This is a genomic window from Thioclava sp. ISO4 (genome assembly GCF_058105145.1).
This window is the reverse complement of sequence record NZ_CM176571.1, coordinates 1,767,675-1,788,256: the sequence shown is the minus strand read 5'-3', so window position 1 is coordinate 1,788,256 and position 20,582 is coordinate 1,767,675. Positions and strand designations below refer to the sequence as shown.

Genomic DNA, 20,582 nt, shown 5'->3' with positions numbered 1-20,582 from the left:
CGGTCCGGGTGTCGGTCATGCGGTCATTCATCATAGGCATGCCCCGCCCGAAGCCCCTCGCGCACCCGGTGCGCGATCTGCAGGAATTCCTCGCTGTCGCGGACGTCGAGCGGACGCGGCCCTTTCGGCAACGTGCTCTCGATCACCTCGTGGATGCGGCCCGGACGGGGCGACATCACCACGATCTTGGTCGACAGATAGACCGCTTCCGGGATCGAGTGCGTCACGAAGCCGATCGTCTTGTTGGTGGCCGACCAGAGCTTGAGAAGCTCCTCGTTGAGCTTGTCGCGCACGATCTCGTCGAGCGCGCCGAAGGGCTCGTCCATCAGCAGGATCTCGGCATCGAAGGCCAGCGCCCGCGCGATCGAGGCGCGTTGTTGCATGCCGCCCGAGAGCTGCCAGGGGAACTTCTTTCCGAAGCCTTCGAGGTCGACCAGCGAGAGCACTTTTTCAACACGCTCTTCCTGCTGCGCCTTGGAATAGCCCATGATTTCCAGCGGAAGTTTCACGTTCCCTGCAATCGTGCGCCAAGGGTAAAGACCCGCCGCCTGGAATACGTAGCCGTAGCTGCGCGCCTTGCGGGCTTCTTCCGGTGAGATGCCGTTCACGGTCAGCGAGCCGCCCGTGGGCGTCTCGAGTGCCGCGATGCACCGCAGGAAGGTCGTCTTGCCACAGCCCGACGGGCCGATGAAGCTCACGAATTCGCCCTTCTCGATATCGAGATCGATATCTTTCAGCGCGTGAACCGAACCGTCCCCCGTCTGAAAAGTCAGATTGAGCCCGCGGGCCTGAATTACCGGTGCTGCCGTCATCCGCGCCTCCACAGGGTTTTATCCGCAATCTCGACGCTGTTGCCCGCCGGGTCGCGCAGGTAGATCGACCGCGCCCCGTTCGGCCAATAGAAGTCGGCCTCAATCTCCACGTTATTGTCCCTCAAATGTCGTTCCCATTCGTTCAGTTGTTCCGCTTCTGCCGCGAGACATACATGCCCCGGTCCGACCGCGCCATGCGGTGGAACGGGCAGCGCCGCCTCCGGGTCGGGTGGCTCCCGCGTGGCCTGAGCGATGAAGGTCAGGATCACGCTGTCGCCACAGCGGAAAAAGACATGCCGCCCGTCGCGACGGGTTAGCCGCTCGAGCCCCAGCAGCCCGCCGTAGAAGGCTTCGGTCGCGTCGAGATCCTCGACATAGACCGCAGCCTCCAAAACGCCGGAACTGACCGGGGCCGCCATGAAGCCTTATACCCCGGTCGCCGGGATACCGCTGCGTTCGACCGGACGCGGCGCGGTGAGCTCTTTCCAGGTGGACAGAGCCTTGGTCACCGGCATGCCCGGATCGCGCGCGACGAATTCGCCATGGCCCTCGGGCGTCTGGATCTTGCCATCGGCCCAGGCCACGACACCGCGGCTGAGCGTGTAGCGCGGCAGGCCCTTGACCTCTTTGCCCTCGAAGACGTTGTAATCGATGGCCGATTGCTGGGTTTTGGCCGAGATCGTCTTGGTCGCTTCCGGATCCCAGACCACGAGATCGGCGTCCGCACCGACCAGAACCGCGCCCTTCTTCGGATAGACGTTGAGGATCTTCGCGATATTGGTCGAGGTGACGGCCACGAATTCGTTCATCGTGATCCGGCCCGTCTCGACCCCATAGGTCCAGAGCATCGGCATCCGGTCTTCCAAACCGCCGGTGCCGTTCGGGATCTTGGTGAAATCGCCCACGCCATAGCGCTTCTGCTCGGTCGAGAAGGCGCAGTGATCGGTCGCGACCACCGAGAGCGAGCCCGACGCCAGACCCGCCCAGAGGCTGTCCTGATGCTGCTTGTTGCGGAAGGGCGGCGACATCACGCGGCGTGCGGCGTGGTCCCAATCCTTGTCGAAATACTCGCTCTCGTCGAGCGTCAGGTGCTGGATCAGCGGCTCGCCCCAGACGCGCTTGCCCTGCATCTTGGCGCGGCGGATCGCTTCGTGGCTCTCCTCGCAGGAGGTGTGCACGACATAAAGCGGCACGCCTGCCATATCGGCGATCATGATCGCGCGGTTGGTGGCCTCACCCTCGACCTGCGGTGGGCGCGAATAGGCGTGACCCTCGGGGCCGTTATTGCCATCGGCCAGCAGTTTTGCGGACAGCTCCGCCACGACATCGCCATTCTCGGCATGGACCAGCGGGATCGCGCCCAGCTCGGCGCAGCGCTTGAAGCTCGAATAGAGCTCGTCATCATTCACCATCAGCGCACCCTTGTAGGCCATGAAGTGCTTGAAGGTGTTGATGCCGCGCTCAGTGACCTGCTTCATCTCGTTGAAGACCTGCTCGCTCCACCAGGTGATCGCCATGTGGAAAGAATAGTCGCAATGCGCGCGGGTCGACTTGTTGTCCCAGCGCTTGAGGGCCTCGAGAAGGCCCTCGCCCGGCGCGGGCAGCGCGAAATCGACGACCATCGTGGTGCCGCCCGCCAGCGCCGCGCGGGTGCCGGATTCGAAATCGTCGCTGGAATAGGTGCCCATGAAGGGCATCTCGAGATGGGTGTGCGGATCGATCCCGCCCGGCATCACATAGCAGCCGGTCGCGTCGATCTCTTCGTCGCCTTTCAGCTTCGGACCGATCTCGATGATCTTGCCGCTGTCGATCAGCACATCCGCCTTGTAGGTCAGATCGGCGGTGACGATGGTTCCGTTCTTGATGACTTTGGTCATTGTTTACCTCCCACGAAGGTCTTCCGCCTTCGATTTGGTTCAAATATCCCGGGGGTGAGGCGCATAGCGCCGAGGGGGCAGCGCCCCCTCCTCCGCCCGTATCAGCTTACGATTTCCGCGGTTTCCAGCACGGCGTGGAACAGCACATCGGCGCCCGCGCCTGCCCAGTCCTTGGAGATATCCTCGGCCTCGTTATGGCTCAGCCCGTCGACGCAGGGGCACATCACCATCGCCGTCGGCGCGACCGCGTTGATCCAGCAGGCATCGTGGCCCGCGCCCGAGATGATGTCGCGATGCGAATAGCCCAGACGCTCGGCGGCGCTGCGCACGGCGCTCACGCAGGCCGGATCGAAGGTGACCGGGTCGAAGCCGCCGGTCTTCTCGAATTCCACCTCAAGGCCCATCTCGTCGCAGATCTTTTTCGCCCCCTCGCGCAGTCGTTTTTCCATATCCTCGATCACGCTCAGATCGGGCGAGCGGAAATCGACGGTGAACACGGCTTTGCCGGGGATCACGTTACGCGAATTCGGGTAGATGTCGATATGGCCAGCCGCGCCCACCGCGTGCGGCTTGTGCGACCAGGCGATCTCGTCGACCAGTTCCAGCACGCGCGCCATGCCAAGGCCCGCATTCTTGCGCATCGGCATCGGGGTGGAGCCGGTGTGCGCATCCTTGCCGGTGATGGTCACTTGAGTCCAGCTGAGGCCCTGCCCATGCGTGACGACGCCGATATCTTTGCCTTCGGCTTCGAGGATCGGGCCCTGCTCGATATGCAACTCGAACATCGCATGCATCTTGCGCGCACCGACCTCTTCGTCGCCGACCCAGCCGACACGCTTCAGCTCGTCGCCGAACTTCTTGCCTTCCGCATCTTCGCGATCGTAGGCCCAGTCCTGCGTATGGATGCCTGCGAAGACACCCGAGGCGAGCATCGCCGGAGCGAAGCGCGTGCCCTCTTCGTTGGTCCAGTTGGTCACGACGATCGGATGCTTGGTCTTGATGCCGAGATCGTTCATCGAGCGCACCGCCTCCAGCGCGCCGAGCACACCGAGGACACCGTCGTATTTGCCGCCGGTGGGCTGCGTGTCGAGGTGGCTGCCCATATAGACCGGCAGCGCATCGGGGTCTTCGCCTGCGCGGGTGGCGAACATATTGCCCATCGTGTCGACGCCCATCGTCATACCGGCGTCTTCGCACCATTTCTGGAACAGCGCGCGGCCTTCGGCATCCGCATCGGTGAGGGTCTGGCGATTATTGCCCCCGGCGACGCCGGGACCGATCTTGGCCATCTCCATGAGACTGTCCCAAAGGCGATCGGGATTGATGCGGAGGTTTTCTCCGGGTGCTGACATTTCATAACTCCCTGTCGGCTGCGTGGGGGTTATCCCCTCTTGCGACGAATCTTTTTCTGACCGTATGGTCAGGTTGAGTGGGCCACGGTCTGACCATTCGGTCAACAAAAATCAGGACGTATTTTGAATGAAAGATGATGAGAGCGGCAAGCGCACAAAAAATGGGCAAGCGAGCCGCGGCAGCCGCGCCGAGGCGCGGCGCGCCACCGAAGAGGCGATCCTGAAAGCCGCCGAAACGGTCTTCGCCGAGGCCGGATTCGGCGGCGCCACGATGCAATTGATCGCGGATGTGGCCGGGCTGCCGAAAGCCAATCTGCATTACTATTTCGAGACGAAAGAGTCGCTCTATCGCCGGGTCGTGGAACGTATCTTCAACATCTGGCTGGAAGCGGCGGATGTGTTCGATGAGGCCAGCGGACCGGCCGAAGGGATCGGGGCCTATATCGACGCCAAGATGGAGATTTCGCGAAATCACCCGAACGGCTCGAAGGTCTGGGCGTCAGAGGTGATGCATGGCGCGCCGGTGATTCAGGATTACCTGGAGACGACGCTGCGCGACTGGACCGAGGGCCGCGCGGTGATCATCCGGCGCTGGATCGCGGAAGGCAAGATGGCCGAGGTCGACCCGCATCACCTGCTCTACATGCTCTGGGCAACCACCCAGCACTACGCGGATTTCTCGCATCAGATCGAGACCTTGAACGACGGGGCGCCGCTGAGTGACGCTCAGTGGGAGGACGCGAAGACCTGCGTGAAAAGCATCGTCCTGCGCGGGATCGGCGTGAGCTGACCGCTCAATTCGCCTTTGGGTCGGCGGTGATATTCGGCGCGCCGACGGGGGCGACATCCGATTTTGCCTCCGGCGCCGGGGCTTGCGAGGCGTCGTCTGACGCCTCGGGCGCGGCAGGCAGCGTCTCGGTCTCGACCGGGCGCAGCGGTGCCCCGGCCACGCCCGCGGGCAGATGTGTTTCGGGCAGTTTCGCGCCCAGGAGCTCCGCCCCATCCGAGGTCGGCTCGACCGGATCGGCCTCCAGCCCCACCGCCTCCGCGCCGGTATCCGAACAGACGTAAATCGCGCCGCCCACGACCACCGCCGTGGCCGCGAGGGCTGGCGCCGAGGCCCCAGCCAGCACGCCAAGCCCCGCATCGCGCAGCTTCTTTTGCAGGCTGTCGGCCTGATCCGAGACGATCATGCCGCCGATTTTCTTGCCCAGAACCTTGCTCGCCGCATCGCCCACGGCGCTTTCGGCCTCGTCGCGCAGATCGCCTGCGGCCTTCGCGGTGCCCTTGATACGTTCGCAGATGCTTTTCGAGGGTTTGCGGCAGAGCCCGTAGGCGTCGCGCTCGCCCCGGTCGTAGCCCAGATAGGTCTCGGCCTCCTTGTCCCATTGCAGACAGAACGGGGCGCGGCTTTCGTCGTCCATCTCGGGCGTCAGCGCGCGCAGGGTGACCAGCGCCGGGCAGGTCACCTCCCCTTTCTCGCCGAACAGCTTCTCGCGCAGCGAGCGGCTTTCCTTCAGCGCCGTGTTCTCCGCGTCATAGACGTAGGAATAGGTCTTGCCGCGAATGGAGGTCTCGCAGGGCACCAGCTCTGCCATTGCGGGCAGCGGGCAGATCAGGGCGAGGAAAAAGGCTAGGCGCAGCATCGCAAGTCTCCGGACATTGCTGCGCAACATAATCGCCGCCCCCGCCACCACAAGATCGAGCAGCTTGGCGTGGCAGCGCTCGGCGGGGTTTCGCGCGGCACCGCACAGATCCTGTTTCTAGACCTGCGCCCAGCATGGGTTAACTTGGTCGCAAGAGAGATAGGGAGACAGACATGCGCAAGATGCAGGTGCAGGGCGTCCATCACATCACGCTGACCGGAGCGGACCGGCAGAGCTCGATCGATTTCTGGGAAGGGCTGCTCGGGATGCCGTTCATCTTCGATCAACCCAATCTGGACAATGCCGACGAGGGGCATCTCTATTTCGACCCGGGCGACGGGCGGCTGATTACCGTTTTCACCAACGAGAGCCGCAAGCCGGTTCATGACCGCACGCCCACCGATCCGGGCTGCGTGCATCACCTCGCCTTCAACGTCTCGATGGCGACGCATCGGCAGGTCGTGGCGCGGCTCGATGCGCGCGGGATCGCGCATTCCGGCGTGAAGGATCGCGGTTTCATGGATTCGATCTATTTCAAGGATCCGCTGGGGCTGCTGATCGAACTGGCGACCTACAAGTTCGAGCCGCCGCGCGGATCATCCCATGCCGAGGTGATGATCGAGGCGCATCGCATCCGGGTCGCGCGCGGCGACGAGGCGATCGGCGAGGAGCATCTGGCCGATGCGATCGAGATGATCGTGGAACGCTCGCAGCAATCGCTGAGCGAGGATCGCGGGGCGAAGAACCCGTATTGGGGACCCCATATTGAGTAGGCGCAGTGAGGGCCGCGCCCGACCTCGGGTGGGCGCGTCGCGTCACCTGTGGTCAGGCACTTAATCTCGCAAGCCCGCAAGACAGATATGCCCGCGACGACATCGCCAATGCGCCCTCCCGGGGGGAGGTCGGGCGCGGCCCTGGGCTGGTCGCCCCGGGCCCTCAGCCACCCGAAATAGAAAACGGCCGCGCAACCCTGCGCGGCCGTCTTGTCATCTCAGCTGGAGCCCGATCACTCGACCTCTTCGAGCACCTCTTTGAGCGTGCCGACCAGCTGATCGATCTGCTCTTTCGAGATGATCAGCGGCGGGCTCATCGCGATGATGTCGCCGGTGGTGCGGATCAGGATGCCTTTCTCATAGGCCTTCAGGAAGGCCGAGAAGGCGCGCTTCGTGGGTTCGCCCGCAATCGGCTCCAGCTCGACCGCGCCGATCAGACCCTCGTTGCGGATGTCGATCACGTTGCGCACGCCCTTGAGCGAATGCAGCGCCTCTTCCCAATAGGGGGCAAGCTCGGCGGCCCTCTCGAACAGGCCCTCTTCGCGATAGGTCTCGATCGTCGCGATCCCGGCGGCAGCGGCGATCGGGTTGCCCGAATAGGTGTAGCCGTGGAACAGCTCGATCATGTGCTCGGGGCCGTTCATGAAGGCGTCGTGAACCTCGGCCGTCGCCAGCACCGCGCCCATCGGGATCACGCCGTTGGTGAGGCCCTTCGCGGTGGTCATCATATCCGGCACGACACCGTATTTCTCGGCGGCGAAGGCCGCGCCCGTGCGGCCGAAACCGGTGATCACCTCATCGAAGATCAGCAGGATGCCGTGCTTCTTGGTGATGTCGCGCAGCTTCTGCAGGTAGCCTTTCGGCGGCAGCAGCACGCCGGTCGACCCCGCGACCGGCTCCACGATGACAGCCGCGATGGTCTCTGCGCCATGCAGCGCGATGATGCGCTCGAGATCGTCGGCCAGATGCGCGCCATGCTCGGGGCAGCCTTTCGACCAGCGGTTCTCCTCGGGCAGATGGGTGTGCGGCAGGTGATCGACGCCCGGCACGAGCGGACCGAAGACCTTGCGGTTGGTGACGATGCCGCCGACCGAGATGCCGCCAAAGTTCACGCCGTGATAGCCGCGCTCGCGCCCGATCAGACGGGTGCGGGCGCCGTCGCCGCGCGCACGGTGATAGGCGATGGCGAGCTTCAGCGCGGTCTCGACCGATTCAGAGCCGGAATTGGTGTAGAAGACATGCGCCATCTCGTCGGGCGCGATGTCGAGGATGCGGTTGGCCAGCTCGAACGCGATCGGGTGGCCCATCTGGAAAGCGGGCGCGTAATCGAGCTCGGCCGCCTGTTTCTGGATCGCCTCGGTGATCTTCGGGCGGCAATGGCCCGCGTTGCAGCACCACAGACCGGCCGTGCCGTCGAGCACCTGACGCCCGTCCGAAGTGGTGTAATGCATATCCTTCGCGCCCACGAACATGCGCGGGTTCTTCTTGAACTGGCGGTTCGCCGTGAAGGGCATCCAGAAAGCGTTAAGATCGTTGGGGGACTTGCGGTCGAGCGCCATGGGAAAAACTCCGGTCGGGCGGCCGGGTCGAGACGCGGCCGGATTGTCTAGTTTGACCGAACGGTCAGACTCACGCTAGCACAGCTTAGGAACCAGTCAAGCGGCCTTCAATGCGCTCTAAAAGCGCACTCTGCTGCCCCGTAGCGATTGATCCCGCAGTAACGCTTCGGTTAACATAAAACACGAACTGGGAGACGAATATTTGGCAGACGACCTCGACCCGCGCGACTTCACCAGCGACGATGACGGCAAGCGCCCGCTGACCCGGATACAGAAGGTCAATCGCGGCAAGATTCTCGAGGCGGCGCTGGACGTGTTCTCTGCGCATGGGTTCCGCGGCGCGACGCTCGACCAGATCGCGGCGGAAGCCGGGCTGAGCAAGCCGAACGTGCTCTATTACTTCCCCTCGAAAGAGGCGATCCACGCGGCGCTGCTCGAAGGGCTTCTCGATATCTGGCTTGCGCCGCTGCGCGCGATTGACCCCGCAGGCGAGCCGCGCGAGGAAATCATGCGCTACATGCGCCGCAAGCTCGAGATGAGCCGCGAGATGCCGCGCGAAAGCCGCCTGTTTGCCAACGAGGTCTTGCAGGGCGCGCCCCGGATGGGCGCGGGATTGTCCACCGATCTCAAGACCTTGGTGGACGAGAAGGCCAAGGTGATCGAGGGCTGGATCGCCGAGGGGCGTCTTGCCCCGGTCGATCCGCATCACCTGATCTTCTCGATCTGGGCGCTCACCCAGCATTACGCCGATTTCGACACGCAGGTGCGTGCGGTGCTCGGCCCGGGCAAGGACCCGATCGAAGAGGCGGCGCCGTTCCTCGATATGCTCTTCGCGCGGCTGCTCGCCCCGTAAGCGGTTAAGCCTTCCGTAACTATCCCCGGATTTTCTGCCTGATCTTAACGGTCCGGTAACGCCCCCGGCGCAGTCTGACGATGCGTGGGGGCGCAGGAATATGGAGCTCGGGATGGACCGGATTTCGGGGTTGATGCCTCAGGTCGGGTGGTCGCCCCTGTTGACGGTGGCGGCCCCGAAGACAGCGCCTGCCAGCACGGTGGAGGCGGCGGCGAATGCGGCCAATACCAACGGCGGCCTCGGCGCGAATGTAGACACCCAAACATCGCAGGATCGCGCGCAGCAGGTGCGCGCCTTGGAAGCGCGCGCGGCGCGCGGCGCCAGCGCGTTGAAGGAGGAAGGGCAGGATCGGGGCACGGAGGATGCAAGCCAACCGTCCCGCTCACTTGGCAAACGCGATGGGGACGCACGTCCCGACCCCGACGCCTTGACCGGCCCGATCCCGACATTCGAGGTCACGCCGCTCGAAGCTCAGGCCGCCGCGCTTTGGGCCGCGCCGGATCTCGTGGACACCTCGGATGCCCCGACCCCGGAGCCCGTGCAGCCCGCCGACACGCTCCAGACCACCGACACATCGGCGGAGGAGCGCGCGGAGGTCAAAGCGCCCGACACCGCCAAGGAGGCGCGCGACGAGCCTGCGCCGCAGGCGGAAGAAAAAAACGACGCGCCCTCCGATCATCGGAGCGGCGCGTCGCAGGAGGGATGGTCTCAGGTTGCCCCGCAGGTCGCGCCGAACCTCGACGTGACCCGCTAGGCCCCTGCCCTTACTCGGCTGCCGTCGCAGCCGAGGGGTTGTTGGGATGGCTCGTCCAGTTGGCGTAATCGCCGACCGTCTCGCCGGTGCGCGGATCCACCTCGCCCTTGTCCATCTTGCGCATCGTGATGCATTCGACCGGGCAGACTTCGACGCAGAGGTTACAGGCCACGCATTCCTCGTCCTTGACCGAGTAGACGCGGTCTTCGGTCACGGCGATCGCCTGGTGCGACGTGTCTTCGCAAGCGGCGTAGCAGCGACCGCATTTGATGCAATCGTCCTGATTGATCTCGGCCTTGGTGACGTAGTTGAGATTGAGATACTGCCAATCGGTCACGTTCGGCACCGCGCGGCCCACCAGTTCGGAGGTCGAGGTGAAGCCCTTGCGATCCATGTAATCGCTCAGCCCCGAGATCATTTCCTGCACGACCTTGAAACCATAGGTCATCGCCGCCGTGCAGACCTGCACATTGCCAGCCCCGAGCGCCATGAACTCTGCCGCATCGCGCCAGGTGGTCACACCACCGATGCCGGAGATCGGCAGACCGGCCGTGTCGGGATCGCGCGCGATCTCGGCCACCATGTTCAGCGCGATCGGCTTCACCGCCGGACCGCAATAGCCGCCATGGGTGCCCTTGCCGTCGATGGTGGGTTCCGGCGCGAAATCGTCCAGATCGACCGAGGTGATAGAGTTGATCGTGTTGATCAGCGAGACCGCATCGGCCCCGCCGCGCTTGGCGGCCTCCGCCGGGCGGCGGATATCGGTGATGTTGGGCGTGAGCTTCACGATCACCGGCAGGCTGCAATATTGCTTACACCAGCGGGTGACCATCTCGATATATTCGGGCACCTGCCCCACCGCAGAGCCCATGCCGCGCTCGGCCATGCCATGCGGGCAGCCGAAGTTCAGCTCGATCCCGTCGGCGCCGGTTTCCTCGACCAGCGGCAGGATCGCCTTCCAGCTATCCTCGTCACAGGGCACCATCAGCGAGACGATGATCGCACGGTCCGGGTAATCCTGCTTGACCGCCTTGATCTCGCGCAGGTTGGTCTGCAGCGGACGGTCGGTGATCAGCTCGATATTGTTGAGACCGAGCAGACGGCGATCCGCGCCATAGATCGCGCCATAACGCGGGCCGTTGACGTTGACGACGGGCGGACCCTCCGAGCCCAGCGTCTTCCACACGACCCCACCCCAACCAGCTTCAAAAGCGCGGCGGACATTGTATTCCTTGTCCGTCGGCGGTGCGGAGGCGAGCCAGAACGGGTTGGGGGATTTGATACCGATGAATTCAGAAGTCAGATCGGCCATCTCTTAGCCCTCCATCAGGAATTGGTGGATTTCTTCAGCCGCATCGCGCCCCTGCGCGACCGCCGTCACGGTCAGGTCTTCTCCGGCATGGGTGCAATCGCCCCCCGCCCAGACCCGCTCGACCGAGGTGCGGCCTGCGCCGTCCACCTTGATCTTGCCGCCCGCGACTTCGACCTTCGGAGGCATGTCGCCCAGCGTCTGACCGATCGCCTTGAAGACCTGATCGGCGGACAGTTTGAAGGTCGCGTCGGTCATTTCCAGACCGTCGGGGCCCTTCTTCGTGTAGGCGAATTCGACCTGACGCACTACGCCGTTGCCATGAATGGCGATGGGGGCGGCGTTCTCGATGATGTTCACGCCATGGGTGAGCGCGTGCTCCTGCTCGACCGTGCTGGCGGGCATCTCGCTGCGCGAGCGGCGATAAACGAGGGTCACGTTCAGAGCGCCCAGCAGCTTCGACTGCACCGCGGCATCGACCGCCGTCATGCCGCCGCCGATCACGACCACGTCGCGCCCGATCGGCAGCTCGGCCAGATCGGAGGCCTGACGCAGCTCCGCGATGAACTCGGTCGCGGGGCGGATGCCGTCTTTGTCCTCGCCCTCGAGGCGCAGCGCGTTCACGCCCGACAGCCCCATCCCAAGGAAGACCGCGTCGTAATCGCCCAGAAGTTCGGCGAGATCGCCGTCCCCTGCGCGGCCCAGCTGCCAGTTCTCGACGATGGTGATCCCGCCGATCTGCATCAGCCAGTCGACCTCCGCCTGCGCGAACCCGCCCGGCGCTTTGTAGCTGGCGATACCGTATTCGTTGAGCCCGCCCGGCTTCGAGCGCGCGTCATAAACGGTGACCTCGTGGCCCTTCATCGCGAGACGGTGCGCACAGGCGAGACCCGCAGGCCCGGCCCCAACGACCGCCACCGATTTCCCCGTGCGCTCGGCGCGGGTGTAGGGGTGGCTTTGCTTGGCCATCAGCGTATCGGTCGCGAAACGCTGCAGCGCGCCGATCTCGACCGGCTCGCCTTCCGAATCCATGCGGACACAGGAGCCTTCGCAGAGATTCTCGGTCGGACAGACGCGGGCGCACATGCCGCCCATGATGTTCTGATCGAAGATCGTCTTCGCCGCGGCTCCCGGCGTTCCCGTCGAGATTTGCCGGATGAACAGCGGAATGTCGATCGCGGTCGGACATGCCTCCATGCATGGCGCATCATAGCAGAAATAGCAGCGATCAGCCGCGATGCGGGCTTCTTGCGTCCCCAGCGGCGGCGCGTGATCGGCGAAATTGGTGCAGTAGCTTTCCGGGTCGAGCCGTGCTGGCGCGATCCCTTCGGTGAGCTGGCTATTGGACACTTGCGGGCTCCCTGTCAGTTTTTCTTGTTCCCTACGCTCGCACAGGATTGAATTTTATCAAGTGGTAAAATATGCCGCAGTGCGGCGGGTCGCCAATTCCCGCCCGATTGCCCGGTAGTTCAGCGCCCCCTACCCCACCCTTGCTCAATTATCGGGCAATCACGAGATCGCGAAACCCTGACATCAGGACGGCCGATGCGGCTTTTCACCGCGCGTTACCTCGCGTATAACCGCCTCCAGCACCAAAGAGCCCCGCAGAATGGGCTCCATTTCAAAGCACCCTTCGAGGACCGCATGACCAAAAATACCCGTGACAACGACGTGGCCTTCATTCAGGCCCTTGCCGAACTGCTCAACGCGAACGAGCTGACGGAAATCGCCGTGACGCGCGATTACGCGCAAGATGACAGCCTGAAAGTGCGGGTGTCGAAACAGACCAACATCGTGCATGCTGCAGCCCCCGCGCCCGCAGCAGCCCCCGCTCCGGCGCCCGCAGCGGCCCCGGCCGCGCAATCCGCAGCCGCCGAGCAATCCGCGCCCGTGCCGGTCGAAGACCCCGCCGATCACCCCGGCGCCGTGGCCTCGCCGATGGTGGGCACCGCCTACCTCTCGCCCGAGCCGGGCGCATCGGCCTTCGTGAAGGTCGGCGATCAGGTCAAGGAAGGCCAGACGCTGATGATCGTCGAAGCGATGAAAACCATGAACCACATCCCCGCCCCGAAATCGGGCACGGTCAAGCGCATCCTCGTCGATGACGGTCAGCCGGTCGAATACGGTTCGACCCTGATGATCGTCGAATAAGGGGGCCGGTATGTTCGACAAGATCCTGATCGCCAACCGGGGCGAGATCGCGCTGCGCGTGATCCGTGCCTGCCGCGAGATGGGGATCGCCTCGGTCGCGGTCCATTCGACGGCGGATTCGGACGCGATGCATGTGCGCATGGCCGATGAATCGGTCTGCATCGGCCCGAATTCCTCGACGCAATCCTATCTCTCGGTGCCCGCTATCGTCGCGGCCTGCGAGATCACGGGCGCGCAGGCGATTCACCCGGGCTACGGGTTCCTGTCCGAGAATGCCGCCTTCGTGCAGGTGCTCGAGGATCACGGCATCACCTTCATCGGCCCGTCGGCCGCCCATATCCGCATCATGGGCGACAAGATCACCGCGAAGGAAACCGCGAAGAACCTTGGCATTCCGGTCGTTCCGGGCTCTGCGGGTGGCGTGCCCGACACCGAGGCCGCGAAGCAGATCGCCGGTGACATGGGCTACCCCGTCATCATCAAGGCCACCGCTGGCGGCGGCGGTCGCGGGATGAAGGTCGCGAAATCCGAAGAAGAGCTCGAGGTCGCCTTCCGCACCGCGCGCTCCGAGGCGAAAGCCGCCTTCGGCAATGACGAAGTCTATATCGAGAAATACCTGCAGAAGCCGCGCCATATCGAGGTGCAGGTCTTCGGCGACGGCAAGGGCCGCGGCGTCCATCTGGGCGAGCGCGACTGCTCGCTCCAGCGCCGCCACCAGAAGGTGCTCGAAGAGGCCCCCGGCCCCTCGATCACCCCTGAAGAGCGCGCCCGTATCGGCAGCATCTGCGCCAACGCGATCGGTGAGATGGGCTATTCCGGCGCGGGCACGATCGAGTTCCTCTACGAGGATGGCGAGTTCTACTTCATCGAGATGAACACCCGTCTTCAGGTGGAACATCCGGTGACCGAGGCGATCTTTGGCGTCGATCTGGTGCGCCAGCAGATCAAAGTCGCAGCCGGCGAGCCGATGGAATTCGATCAGGACACGCTCTCGATCCGCGGCCACGCGATCGAAGTGCGGATCAATGCCGAGAAGCTGCCGAACTTCGCGCCCTGCCCCGGCAAGATCACCCATTACCACGCGCCGGGCGGCCTTGGCGTGCGGATGGATAGCGCGCTCTATGACGGCTATTCGATCCCGCCCTATTACGACAGCCTCATCGGCAAGCTGATCGTGCACGGTCGCGACCGCCACGAGGCGCTGCAGCGTCTGCATCGCGCGCTTGGCGAGCTGATCGTGGACGGGGTGGACACCACCGTGCCTCTGTTCAACGCGCTCCTTCAGGAGCCCGATATCCAGAGCGGCAACTACTCGATCCACTGGCTCGAACGGTGGCTCGAAAAGAACCTCTAATCGGTTCGAGATTTACGAAAACGCCCCCGGTTTCGGGGGCGTTTTTCATTTCGGGGTCAGCAGGCAGGTGCCGCGCTTTTTCTCTTTGTCCTTAGGGCGATAGTAATCCCCGATATGCTGCCGCTGGCCTTGCCCGATCTGGTCCCAATCCAGCCAATGACAGTCGTAGTCGAGCACATCGGCCATCGCACTCATCGCCGGGAAGGAGGGAATGCCGATCAGCGCCTTTTCCTGGCCCTCGATCTGCGGAATCGAGTTCAGCTCGTTATCGGTGCGCTCGCGCATCAGCAGGATCACCGGACCGGGGCGCTGCGCGAATTCGCTGTCCACGATCACCAGTTCCGGCCCCAGTTGCCGCACCAGTTGGAACAGCCGGAAATGGTCCATGACGTGGTAGAGAATACCGAGGACGCCCACGACGTCGAAGCGCTCGCCCGCGTCGATCAGCTTCTGCATCCCGTCGAAGATGTCGTCGCAGATCAGCTTCACCTTCTCGCGCAGATGCGCGCGGGGGAATTGGTCGAAGCGGTCGATCAGTTCCTGCCGGCCTTCGATTCCCACCACTTCCGAGGCACCTGCCGCCGCGAAAGCATAGGCCCAGCGACCGTCATGCGCCGCCAGATCGAGCACGCGCTTGCCAGCGATCTCCTGTTCCAGCGGCTTGATGATCATCTTGTGGCGCAGGTTCATCCGCTCCACCGTACCGGGATCTTCGGCGTATCGGTCGATCTCGGGGAGGAAATCGTAGAAACCCATATTTGCGCTCGGCCCCGCTCTGGTTCATCTTGTTGGCGAGCCTAGGCGTAACGGGAAAACCGGGCAAGATAATGACGGACAGGTTGAGCGCGGAACTACTTTTGGCGGGCTATGCGCAGGGCATCTTTCCGATGGCCGAAAGCCGCGACAATCCGCAATTGCATTGGTTCGACCCGGCTCTGCGCGGGATCGTCCCCTTGGACAAATTCCACATTTCGCGCTCTCTGGCGAAGGTTATCCGGCGCGGGGATTACAGCATTTCAACAAATGCTGCATTTCGTGGCGTGGTCGAAGGTTGCGCCGACCGCGACGAGACATGGATCAACGGCCCGCTGTTCACGCTCTACGATCAGCTCCACGCAGCAGGCTTCGCGCATAGTCTGGAGGTCTGGCAGGACGGTGACCTCGCGGGCGGCATTTTCGGGATCACATTGGGCGGCGCGTTTTTCGGCGAGAGCATGTTCTCGCGGCGGCCCAATGCCTCGAAAGTGGCGCTGACCTATCTGGTGGACCGGCTGCGCCAGACCGGGTTCACCCTGCTCGACACGCAATACATCACGCCGCATCTGGCCTCGATGGGCGCGATCGAAGTGACCCGGATCGAATATCGCGCGAGTCTGGCTCAGGCGCTGACGCGGGAATGCGATTTCACGGAAGGCGCGATCCCCGCGCCTCAGTCGCTTTTGCAGCGGATGACCCAGACGTCGTAACGCGGGTGATCGAGCGCCGAGAGCGCGGGGCTGGACGCGATCATCCAGCCTGCGAAATCGGGCTGCGGCTTGTCCTCTTCGGTCACCGTCACATAGGCATAGGCATCCGAGGACGGATCATCGGCCGGGTAGCGGCATTCGCGCAGCGTCACCGTGATGAACCCGTATTTCACGCTCTGCCCGACATTCAGATTGATATCCGAAGCCACACCCGAGACCTTGTCGAGCCCGCGCAGCATCGCACCCGTGCCATCGGCGAGCCCTTTCGCGGGCTCATTTTGCGGGATCTGGTCATCCGGCGTCGCTGGCGTGAAGTCCTGCGCCGCAGCGAGCCCCGGAACGAGCGCCGCGATCAAAACCAAAGCGCGGATCATTGCGCCCCCTCCCCTGCGCCGTCGCCACTGCCGCCACCTGCAAATTTTAGCATCAGGTTCAGCATCGAGACCGCGCTTTGCGTGTCGAGAATTTCGTCGCCGGGCTTGAGGTCGTCGATCGCCCCGCCCGGGATCAAGTCGATATAATTCGAGCCGAGGAGCCCGTCTTGGGTCACGGCAATCACCGTATCCTCGGGCAGCGCGACGCCGTTCTTCACCGAAATCGTGGTGTCCGCGAAGAAGGTCTTCGGGTTGAGCGCGACATCCGTCACCGTCCCGACCTTCACGCCTGCAAGCCGCACATCGGTGCCGGGCACAACGCCCCCGATCGAGCGGAAGGAGGCATGCAGCGGATAAGAGCCCCCATCGGCGCCGATGCCCATGCCGCGCCCTGCCCAGACCAGAAAGCCCAGGGCCACGACCAGCACGATCGCGCCGGTGATGATCTCGGTGCGGTTTTCGCTCATAGCGGGGTGGCCTTACTCGGGCTGCCAAGCCTCGTAATCGCGGCGCTCGACCGGATACGCGAGGCGAATCGACCCCGGCGGCACATAGGCCGCTTCGGTGCCGGTGTGGTTCTCCTCATGCGGCTTTTCCCAAGGCTTATGGGCCAGCGGCTTGTCGGTCGGCGGCTCGTCATAAGTGAAATGCATCCAGCCATGCCAATCCGGCGGGATACGGCTCGCTTCGCTTTCACCGTTATAGATCACCCAGCGGCGCTTGGCGTCCTTGGTGCGGTAATAGATATTGCCTTGCTCGTCCTCGCCAACTTTCACGCCCTTGCGCGCGGTGAAAAGCTGCGTGCCGACGGTCGAGCCGTTCCACCAGGTGAGAATTCGAAGCAGAAACTTCATGGGGCAACCTCCGCAATGCGTCTCGCCTGTTATATCCGCTGGGGCGTCGAGGTCCAGTGCCCGTGCGGGGATCAGGGCGTCTGCGAAGCGGAATTTGCCTGCGGAATTGGCCTGCGGCGCAGAATTCGCATCGCCGGACGCTCGACCCAGTGCCAAGACAGCACCGCGAGCGCGAGGGTGATCGGCGTGGCGAGCGCGATATTCGAAAGCGGGCCCATCTCGCCCAAGAGCGCCACGACCAGCCCCTGCATCGGGAAGGCGTAGATATAGACACCGTAGGAATAGTCCCCTACCCGGTTGAACTCGCGCAGACGTCCCGAAGGCAGCCCCGCGAGCCAGAGCGCACCGTAGGAGGTGGCGAGTGCCATCGCAGGATACGCCAGAGGGCCATGCGCGGAGATCACCGCCAGAACGACGAGACCAAGGGCAATGATCGCCGAGGCGGGAATACGCGCGCGCATCAGGTAAAGCGCCATGCCAAGGAAGAAGGGCAGCCCCGGATACCAGAGCGAGCGGAGCGCATAAGCGCCTGTAAACTCAAAGCCTTCGGTCTGGCGCAGCGCGAAAAGCCCCACCGCGACAGCCGCCATCAGCGGAAGCGGTTTGCGCAACAGGCCCAGCACCCCGATCAGCGCCACGACCACATAGAGCCGCATCTCGACGGGAAGCGTCCAGAGCGAGCCCTGGACGGTCGGATAGGGATTGCTCTCGAACACGCCGGGCAGATGGTAGTCGAGCCGGAGCAGGCTCACATTGCCAAGCCACGCCCGCCATGTGTCGGTCGAGGCGAGATAGTCCATCGGGGACAGCCGCGTGAGAACCGGCCCCATGATGAAGGTCACCAGAGAAATCGAGATGATCAGCCCGGGGTAGATCCGCGCGATGCGGGCGCGGACGTAGCGCCACGGGCTGCTGGAGCGCTCGAAGCTCGCCGAGATCAGAAAGCCCGAGATCGCGAAAAAGACGAAGACCGCAAGAGCGCCGAGGCTGAAGCCGGTGGCCGCTTCCAGCGGCTCCAGCGCCTGCGGCCCGAGGCTGATCGGCCAGGCATGCGACACGAGCACGCAGAATGCCGCGACCAGACGGATCAGATTTAGATTATTGTCCTGCCCCGTCGCGAGCGGCGCAAAGCTCTGCCTCATGATAGTGCCCTTCTGCGCGGGGAATTGCGCGCGAGATTAGCGTAAACCACGCCGCGCGAGAAGAAACATGTCGTAAAAGCAAAGGGGCGAGCCGAAGCCCGCCCCTTGTCCAATTCTTGGCAGCGCCGCGATCAGCTCGCCGATTTGCCTTCTTTCTTGGCTTCGGCATAGATCAGCAGCGGCTTGGAGACGCTCTGGGTCACGGCCTCCTCGTTGACCACGACCTCTTCGACCTCTTCCATGCCCGGCAGTTCGAACATCGTGTCGAGCAGGATGTCTTCCATGATCGAACGCAGGCCACGTGCACCGGTCTTCCGTTCGATCGCCTTCTTGGCGATGGCGGTCAGCGCATCGTCGGTGAAGGTCAGCGACACGCCCTCGATCTCGAAGAGACGCTGATACTGTTTCACCAGCGCGTTCTTCGGCTCGGTCAGGATGGTCACCAGCGCCTCGGCGTCGAGATCGGTGAGCGTCGCGATGACCGGCAGACGGCCGACGAATTCCGGGATCAGGCCGAATTTCAGCAGGTCTTCGGGTTCGAGATCCTTGAACAGCTCGCCAATGTTGCGGTCTTCGCTGTCTTTCACATCCGCGCCGAAGCCCATTGCCGAGCCCTTGCCGCGCTGCGCGATGATCCGGTCGAGCCCCGCGAAAGCGCCGCCACAGATGAACAGGATGTTCGTCGTGTCGACCTGCAGGAATTCCTGCTGCGGATGCTTGCGCCCGCCCTGCGGCGGCACGGAGGCCACGGTGCCCTCCATGATCTTCAGAAGCGCCTGCTGCACACCCTCGCCCGACACGTCGCGCGTGATCGACGGGTTGTCCGACTTGCGGGTGATCTTGTCGACCTCGTCGATATAGACGATGCCGCGCTGCGCCCGCTCGACGTTGTATTCCGAAGCCTGAAGCAGCTTGAGAATGATGTTCTCCACATCCTCACCAACGTAACCGGCTTCGGTCAGCGTGGTCGCATCGGCCATCGTGAAGGGCACATCGAGGATGCGCGCCAGCGTCTGGGCGAGAAGCGTCTTGCCGCAGCCCGTCGGGCCGATCAGCAGGATGTTCGACTTCGCCAGTTCGATGTCGGTCTTCGTGCCGTGATTGAGGCGCTTGTAGTGGTTGTGCACCGCGACCGAGAGCACGCGCTTGGCATGTTCCTGACCGATCACGTAATCGTCGAGCACCTGGCAGATATCGCGCGGGGTCGGGACGCCATCGGTGGATTTCAGCCCGGCCGATTTCGTCTCCTCGCGGATGATGTCCATGCACAGCTCGACGCATTCGTCACAGATGAACACGGTCGGGCCCGCGATCAGCTTGCGGACCTCATGCTGGCTTTTGCCGCAGAACGAGCAGTAGAGCGTGTTCTTGCTGTCGGAGCCGTTCGAGTTCGCCATCTCTTACCTCTGCTGCCCGGGCTGCCCCCGGGCTTCGTGAATTGGCCTGTCCCATCAAGACTAGGACAGGCCAACCGTCACCTCAATGTCAAAATCGCCCCGAAGTTAAGCCGGGGGATCACTTTTCTCCGTCGTCGCTGGCGCGGCTCTCGAGGATCTCGTCGATCAGACCCCAGGACTTCGCTTCCTCGGCGGACATGAAGTTGTCGCGCTCGAGGCCAGCCTCGATCGTGTCGTAGTCGTTGCCAGTGTGCTTGACGTAGATTTCGTTCAAGCGACGCTTCAGTTTCTCGGTCTCGCGGGCGTGGATCATGATGTCGGTCGCCTGACCCTGATAGCCGCCCGAGGGTTGGTGCACCATGACGCGGCTGTTGGGCAACGAGAAGCGCATTCCCTTTTCGCCCGCGGTCAGCAGCAGCGAGCCCATCGACGCCGCCTGCCCGATCACCAGGGTCGAGACCTTCGGCTTGATGTATTGCATCGTGTCGTAGATCGACAGACCGCTCGTCACCACGCCGCCCGGCGAGTTGATATACATCGCGATCTCTTTCTTCGGGTTCTCGGCCTCGAGGAAGAGAAGCTGCGCGCAGATCAGGGTCGACATGCCGTCATGAACGGGGCCCGACAGGAAGATGATGCGCTCTTTCAGCAGGCGCGAGTAGATGTCGTAGGCACGCTCGCCGCGCGAGGTCTGCTCGACCACCATCGGCACCAGCGTGTTCATGTAAAACTCGTGGGGATCTTTCATCTCGGCCCTTCCTGGTCGTTCGACGCTGTTCATAGCGTGTGATCTTTACAGAAGTCTTAGTGACCGCATCGGGGACCTTCAAGGGCGCTGACCCCGTGCGAAGTGCTGCCGCGGCGCAAATATTGGCGGTTGCGGGTGCGTGTTAATCGCATCGAAAGGGT

At 63.5% G+C, this 20,582-nt stretch carries 22 protein-coding genes; 7 read left to right on the top strand and 15 right to left on the bottom strand.

The genetic code is table 11. From position 1 onward, the window contains the following. Nucleotides 1-23: 23 nt before the first annotated feature. From AC2TZ7_RS08825 to AC2TZ7_RS08810, 4 genes are all read right to left on the bottom strand, one after another. Nucleotides 24-812, bottom strand: coding sequence for an ABC transporter ATP-binding protein (locus AC2TZ7_RS08825; RefSeq protein ID WP_489866625.1), 789 nt, complete (start codon nt 810-812; stop codon nt 24-26). Then, the gene (locus AC2TZ7_RS08820; protein WP_098410463.1) at nt 809-1,231 is read right to left on the bottom strand and encodes a VOC family protein; all 423 of its coding nucleotides are present in this window, start codon (nt 1,229-1,231) and stop codon (nt 809-811) included. The genes AC2TZ7_RS08825 and AC2TZ7_RS08820 overlap by 4 nt, the downstream gene beginning before the upstream one ends. A 6-nt stretch (nt 1,232-1,237) precedes the next feature. Next, nucleotides 1,238-2,689 carry a dihydropyrimidinase gene (gene hydA, locus AC2TZ7_RS08815; RefSeq protein ID WP_489866624.1) on the bottom strand — a complete coding sequence of 484 codons (1,452 nt, stop codon included), beginning with the start codon at nt 2,687-2,689 and terminating at the stop codon, nt 1,238-1,240. Between the two features lie 101 nt (nt 2,690-2,790). Beyond that, a complete protein-coding gene (locus AC2TZ7_RS08810) occupies nt 2,791-4,041 on the bottom strand; it encodes a Zn-dependent hydrolase (RefSeq protein WP_098410462.1) in 1,251 nt (416 codons plus the stop codon). A gap of 127 nt (nt 4,042-4,168) precedes the next feature. Here AC2TZ7_RS08810 and AC2TZ7_RS08805 point away from each other — a divergent pair, with 127 nt between their 5' ends. After that, on the top strand, nt 4,169-4,831 hold the full coding sequence (locus tag AC2TZ7_RS08805) for a TetR family transcriptional regulator C-terminal domain-containing protein (RefSeq protein WP_489866623.1): 663 nt from the start codon (nt 4,169-4,171) through the stop codon (nt 4,829-4,831). Between the two features lie 4 nt (nt 4,832-4,835). On the opposite strand, the gene AC2TZ7_RS08800 is transcribed toward AC2TZ7_RS08805, so the two are convergent. Beyond that, complete coding sequence (locus tag AC2TZ7_RS08800) at nt 4,836-5,687, bottom strand: hypothetical protein (RefSeq protein ID WP_489866622.1); 852 nt, start codon at nt 5,685-5,687, stop codon at nt 4,836-4,838. 173 nt (nt 5,688-5,860) lie between these two features. On the opposite strand from AC2TZ7_RS08800, the gene AC2TZ7_RS08795 reads away from it, so the two are divergent. Further along, nucleotides 5,861-6,460 (top strand): VOC family protein, encoded by a 600-nt coding sequence (locus AC2TZ7_RS08795; RefSeq protein WP_489866621.1) that lies wholly within the window; start codon nt 5,861-5,863, stop codon nt 6,458-6,460. A 233-nt stretch (nt 6,461-6,693) separates the two neighbouring features. Here AC2TZ7_RS08795 and aptA read toward each other — a convergent pair whose 3' ends face one another. After that, a complete protein-coding gene (gene aptA, locus AC2TZ7_RS08790) occupies nt 6,694-8,019 on the bottom strand; it encodes an omega-aminotransferase AptA (RefSeq protein ID WP_489866620.1) in 1,326 nt (441 codons plus the stop codon). Between the two features lie 202 nt (nt 8,020-8,221). Here aptA and AC2TZ7_RS08785 point away from each other — a divergent pair, with 202 nt between their 5' ends. Next, a complete protein-coding gene (locus AC2TZ7_RS08785) occupies nt 8,222-8,872 on the top strand; it encodes a TetR family transcriptional regulator C-terminal domain-containing protein (protein ID WP_489866619.1) in 651 nt (216 codons plus the stop codon). A gap of 112 nt (nt 8,873-8,984) precedes the next feature. Beyond that, nucleotides 8,985-9,626, top strand: coding sequence for a hypothetical protein (locus AC2TZ7_RS08780; protein WP_489866618.1), 642 nt, complete (start codon nt 8,985-8,987; stop codon nt 9,624-9,626). Nucleotides 9,627-9,636: 10 nt separating this feature from the next. On the opposite strand, the gene preA is transcribed toward AC2TZ7_RS08780, so the two are convergent. Together preA and AC2TZ7_RS08770 are read right to left on the bottom strand one after the other, a co-directional pair. Then, nucleotides 9,637-10,938 (bottom strand): NAD-dependent dihydropyrimidine dehydrogenase subunit PreA, encoded by a 1,302-nt coding sequence (gene preA, locus AC2TZ7_RS08775; protein WP_489866617.1) that lies wholly within the window; start codon nt 10,936-10,938, stop codon nt 9,637-9,639. Nucleotides 10,939-10,941: 3 nt separating this feature from the next. Further along, nucleotides 10,942-12,285 carry an NAD(P)-dependent oxidoreductase gene (locus AC2TZ7_RS08770; protein ID WP_489866616.1) on the bottom strand — a complete coding sequence of 448 codons (1,344 nt, stop codon included), beginning with the start codon at nt 12,283-12,285 and terminating at the stop codon, nt 10,942-10,944. A gap of 294 nt (nt 12,286-12,579) precedes the next feature. Here AC2TZ7_RS08770 and accB point away from each other — a divergent pair, with 294 nt between their 5' ends. Both accB and accC read left to right on the top strand, forming a co-directional pair. Continuing rightward, entirely contained in the window at nt 12,580-13,086 is a 507-nt protein-coding gene (gene accB / locus AC2TZ7_RS08765) for an acetyl-CoA carboxylase biotin carboxyl carrier protein (RefSeq protein WP_098412453.1), read from the top strand. Nucleotides 13,087-13,096: 10 nt separating this feature from the next. After that, on the top strand, nt 13,097-14,440 hold the full coding sequence (accC, locus tag AC2TZ7_RS08760; RefSeq protein WP_098410454.1) for an acetyl-CoA carboxylase biotin carboxylase subunit: 1,344 nt from the start codon (nt 13,097-13,099) through the stop codon (nt 14,438-14,440). Nucleotides 14,441-14,485: 45 nt separating this feature from the next. On the opposite strand, the gene AC2TZ7_RS08755 is transcribed toward accC, so the two are convergent. Next, complete coding sequence (locus AC2TZ7_RS08755) at nt 14,486-15,196, bottom strand: DUF1698 domain-containing protein (protein ID WP_489866615.1); 711 nt, start codon at nt 15,194-15,196, stop codon at nt 14,486-14,488. Between the two features lie 71 nt (nt 15,197-15,267). On the opposite strand from AC2TZ7_RS08755, the gene aat reads away from it, so the two are divergent. After that, nucleotides 15,268-15,906 (top strand): leucyl/phenylalanyl-tRNA--protein transferase, encoded by a 639-nt coding sequence (aat, locus tag AC2TZ7_RS08750; RefSeq protein ID WP_489866614.1) that lies wholly within the window; start codon nt 15,268-15,270, stop codon nt 15,904-15,906. Here aat and AC2TZ7_RS08745 read toward each other — a convergent pair. From AC2TZ7_RS08745 to AC2TZ7_RS08720, 6 genes are all read right to left on the bottom strand, one after another. Continuing rightward, nucleotides 15,870-16,280 (bottom strand): DUF2155 domain-containing protein, encoded by a 411-nt coding sequence (locus AC2TZ7_RS08745; protein WP_098410451.1) that lies wholly within the window; start codon nt 16,278-16,280, stop codon nt 15,870-15,872. The two genes, aat and AC2TZ7_RS08745, sit on opposite strands and share 37 nt — an antisense overlap. Continuing rightward, entirely contained in the window at nt 16,277-16,747 is a 471-nt protein-coding gene (gene mlaD / locus AC2TZ7_RS08740) for an outer membrane lipid asymmetry maintenance protein MlaD (protein ID WP_098410450.1), read from the bottom strand. The genes AC2TZ7_RS08745 and mlaD overlap by 4 nt, the downstream gene beginning before the upstream one ends. A 12-nt stretch (nt 16,748-16,759) precedes the next feature. Further along, the gene (locus tag AC2TZ7_RS08735; RefSeq protein WP_489866613.1) at nt 16,760-17,134 is read right to left on the bottom strand and encodes an NADH:ubiquinone oxidoreductase subunit NDUFA12; all 375 of its coding nucleotides are present in this window, start codon (nt 17,132-17,134) and stop codon (nt 16,760-16,762) included. A gap of 71 nt (nt 17,135-17,205) precedes the next feature. Then, entirely contained in the window at nt 17,206-18,276 is a 1,071-nt protein-coding gene (locus AC2TZ7_RS08730) for an acyltransferase family protein (RefSeq protein WP_489866612.1), read from the bottom strand. Between the two features lie 131 nt (nt 18,277-18,407). Beyond that, the gene (gene clpX / locus AC2TZ7_RS08725) at nt 18,408-19,673 is read right to left on the bottom strand and encodes an ATP-dependent Clp protease ATP-binding subunit ClpX (protein ID WP_489866611.1); all 1,266 of its coding nucleotides are present in this window, start codon (nt 19,671-19,673) and stop codon (nt 18,408-18,410) included. Between the two features lie 118 nt (nt 19,674-19,791). Next, entirely contained in the window at nt 19,792-20,421 is a 630-nt protein-coding gene (locus AC2TZ7_RS08720) for an ATP-dependent Clp protease proteolytic subunit (RefSeq protein ID WP_489866610.1), read from the bottom strand. Nucleotides 20,422-20,582 lie beyond the last annotated feature (161 nt).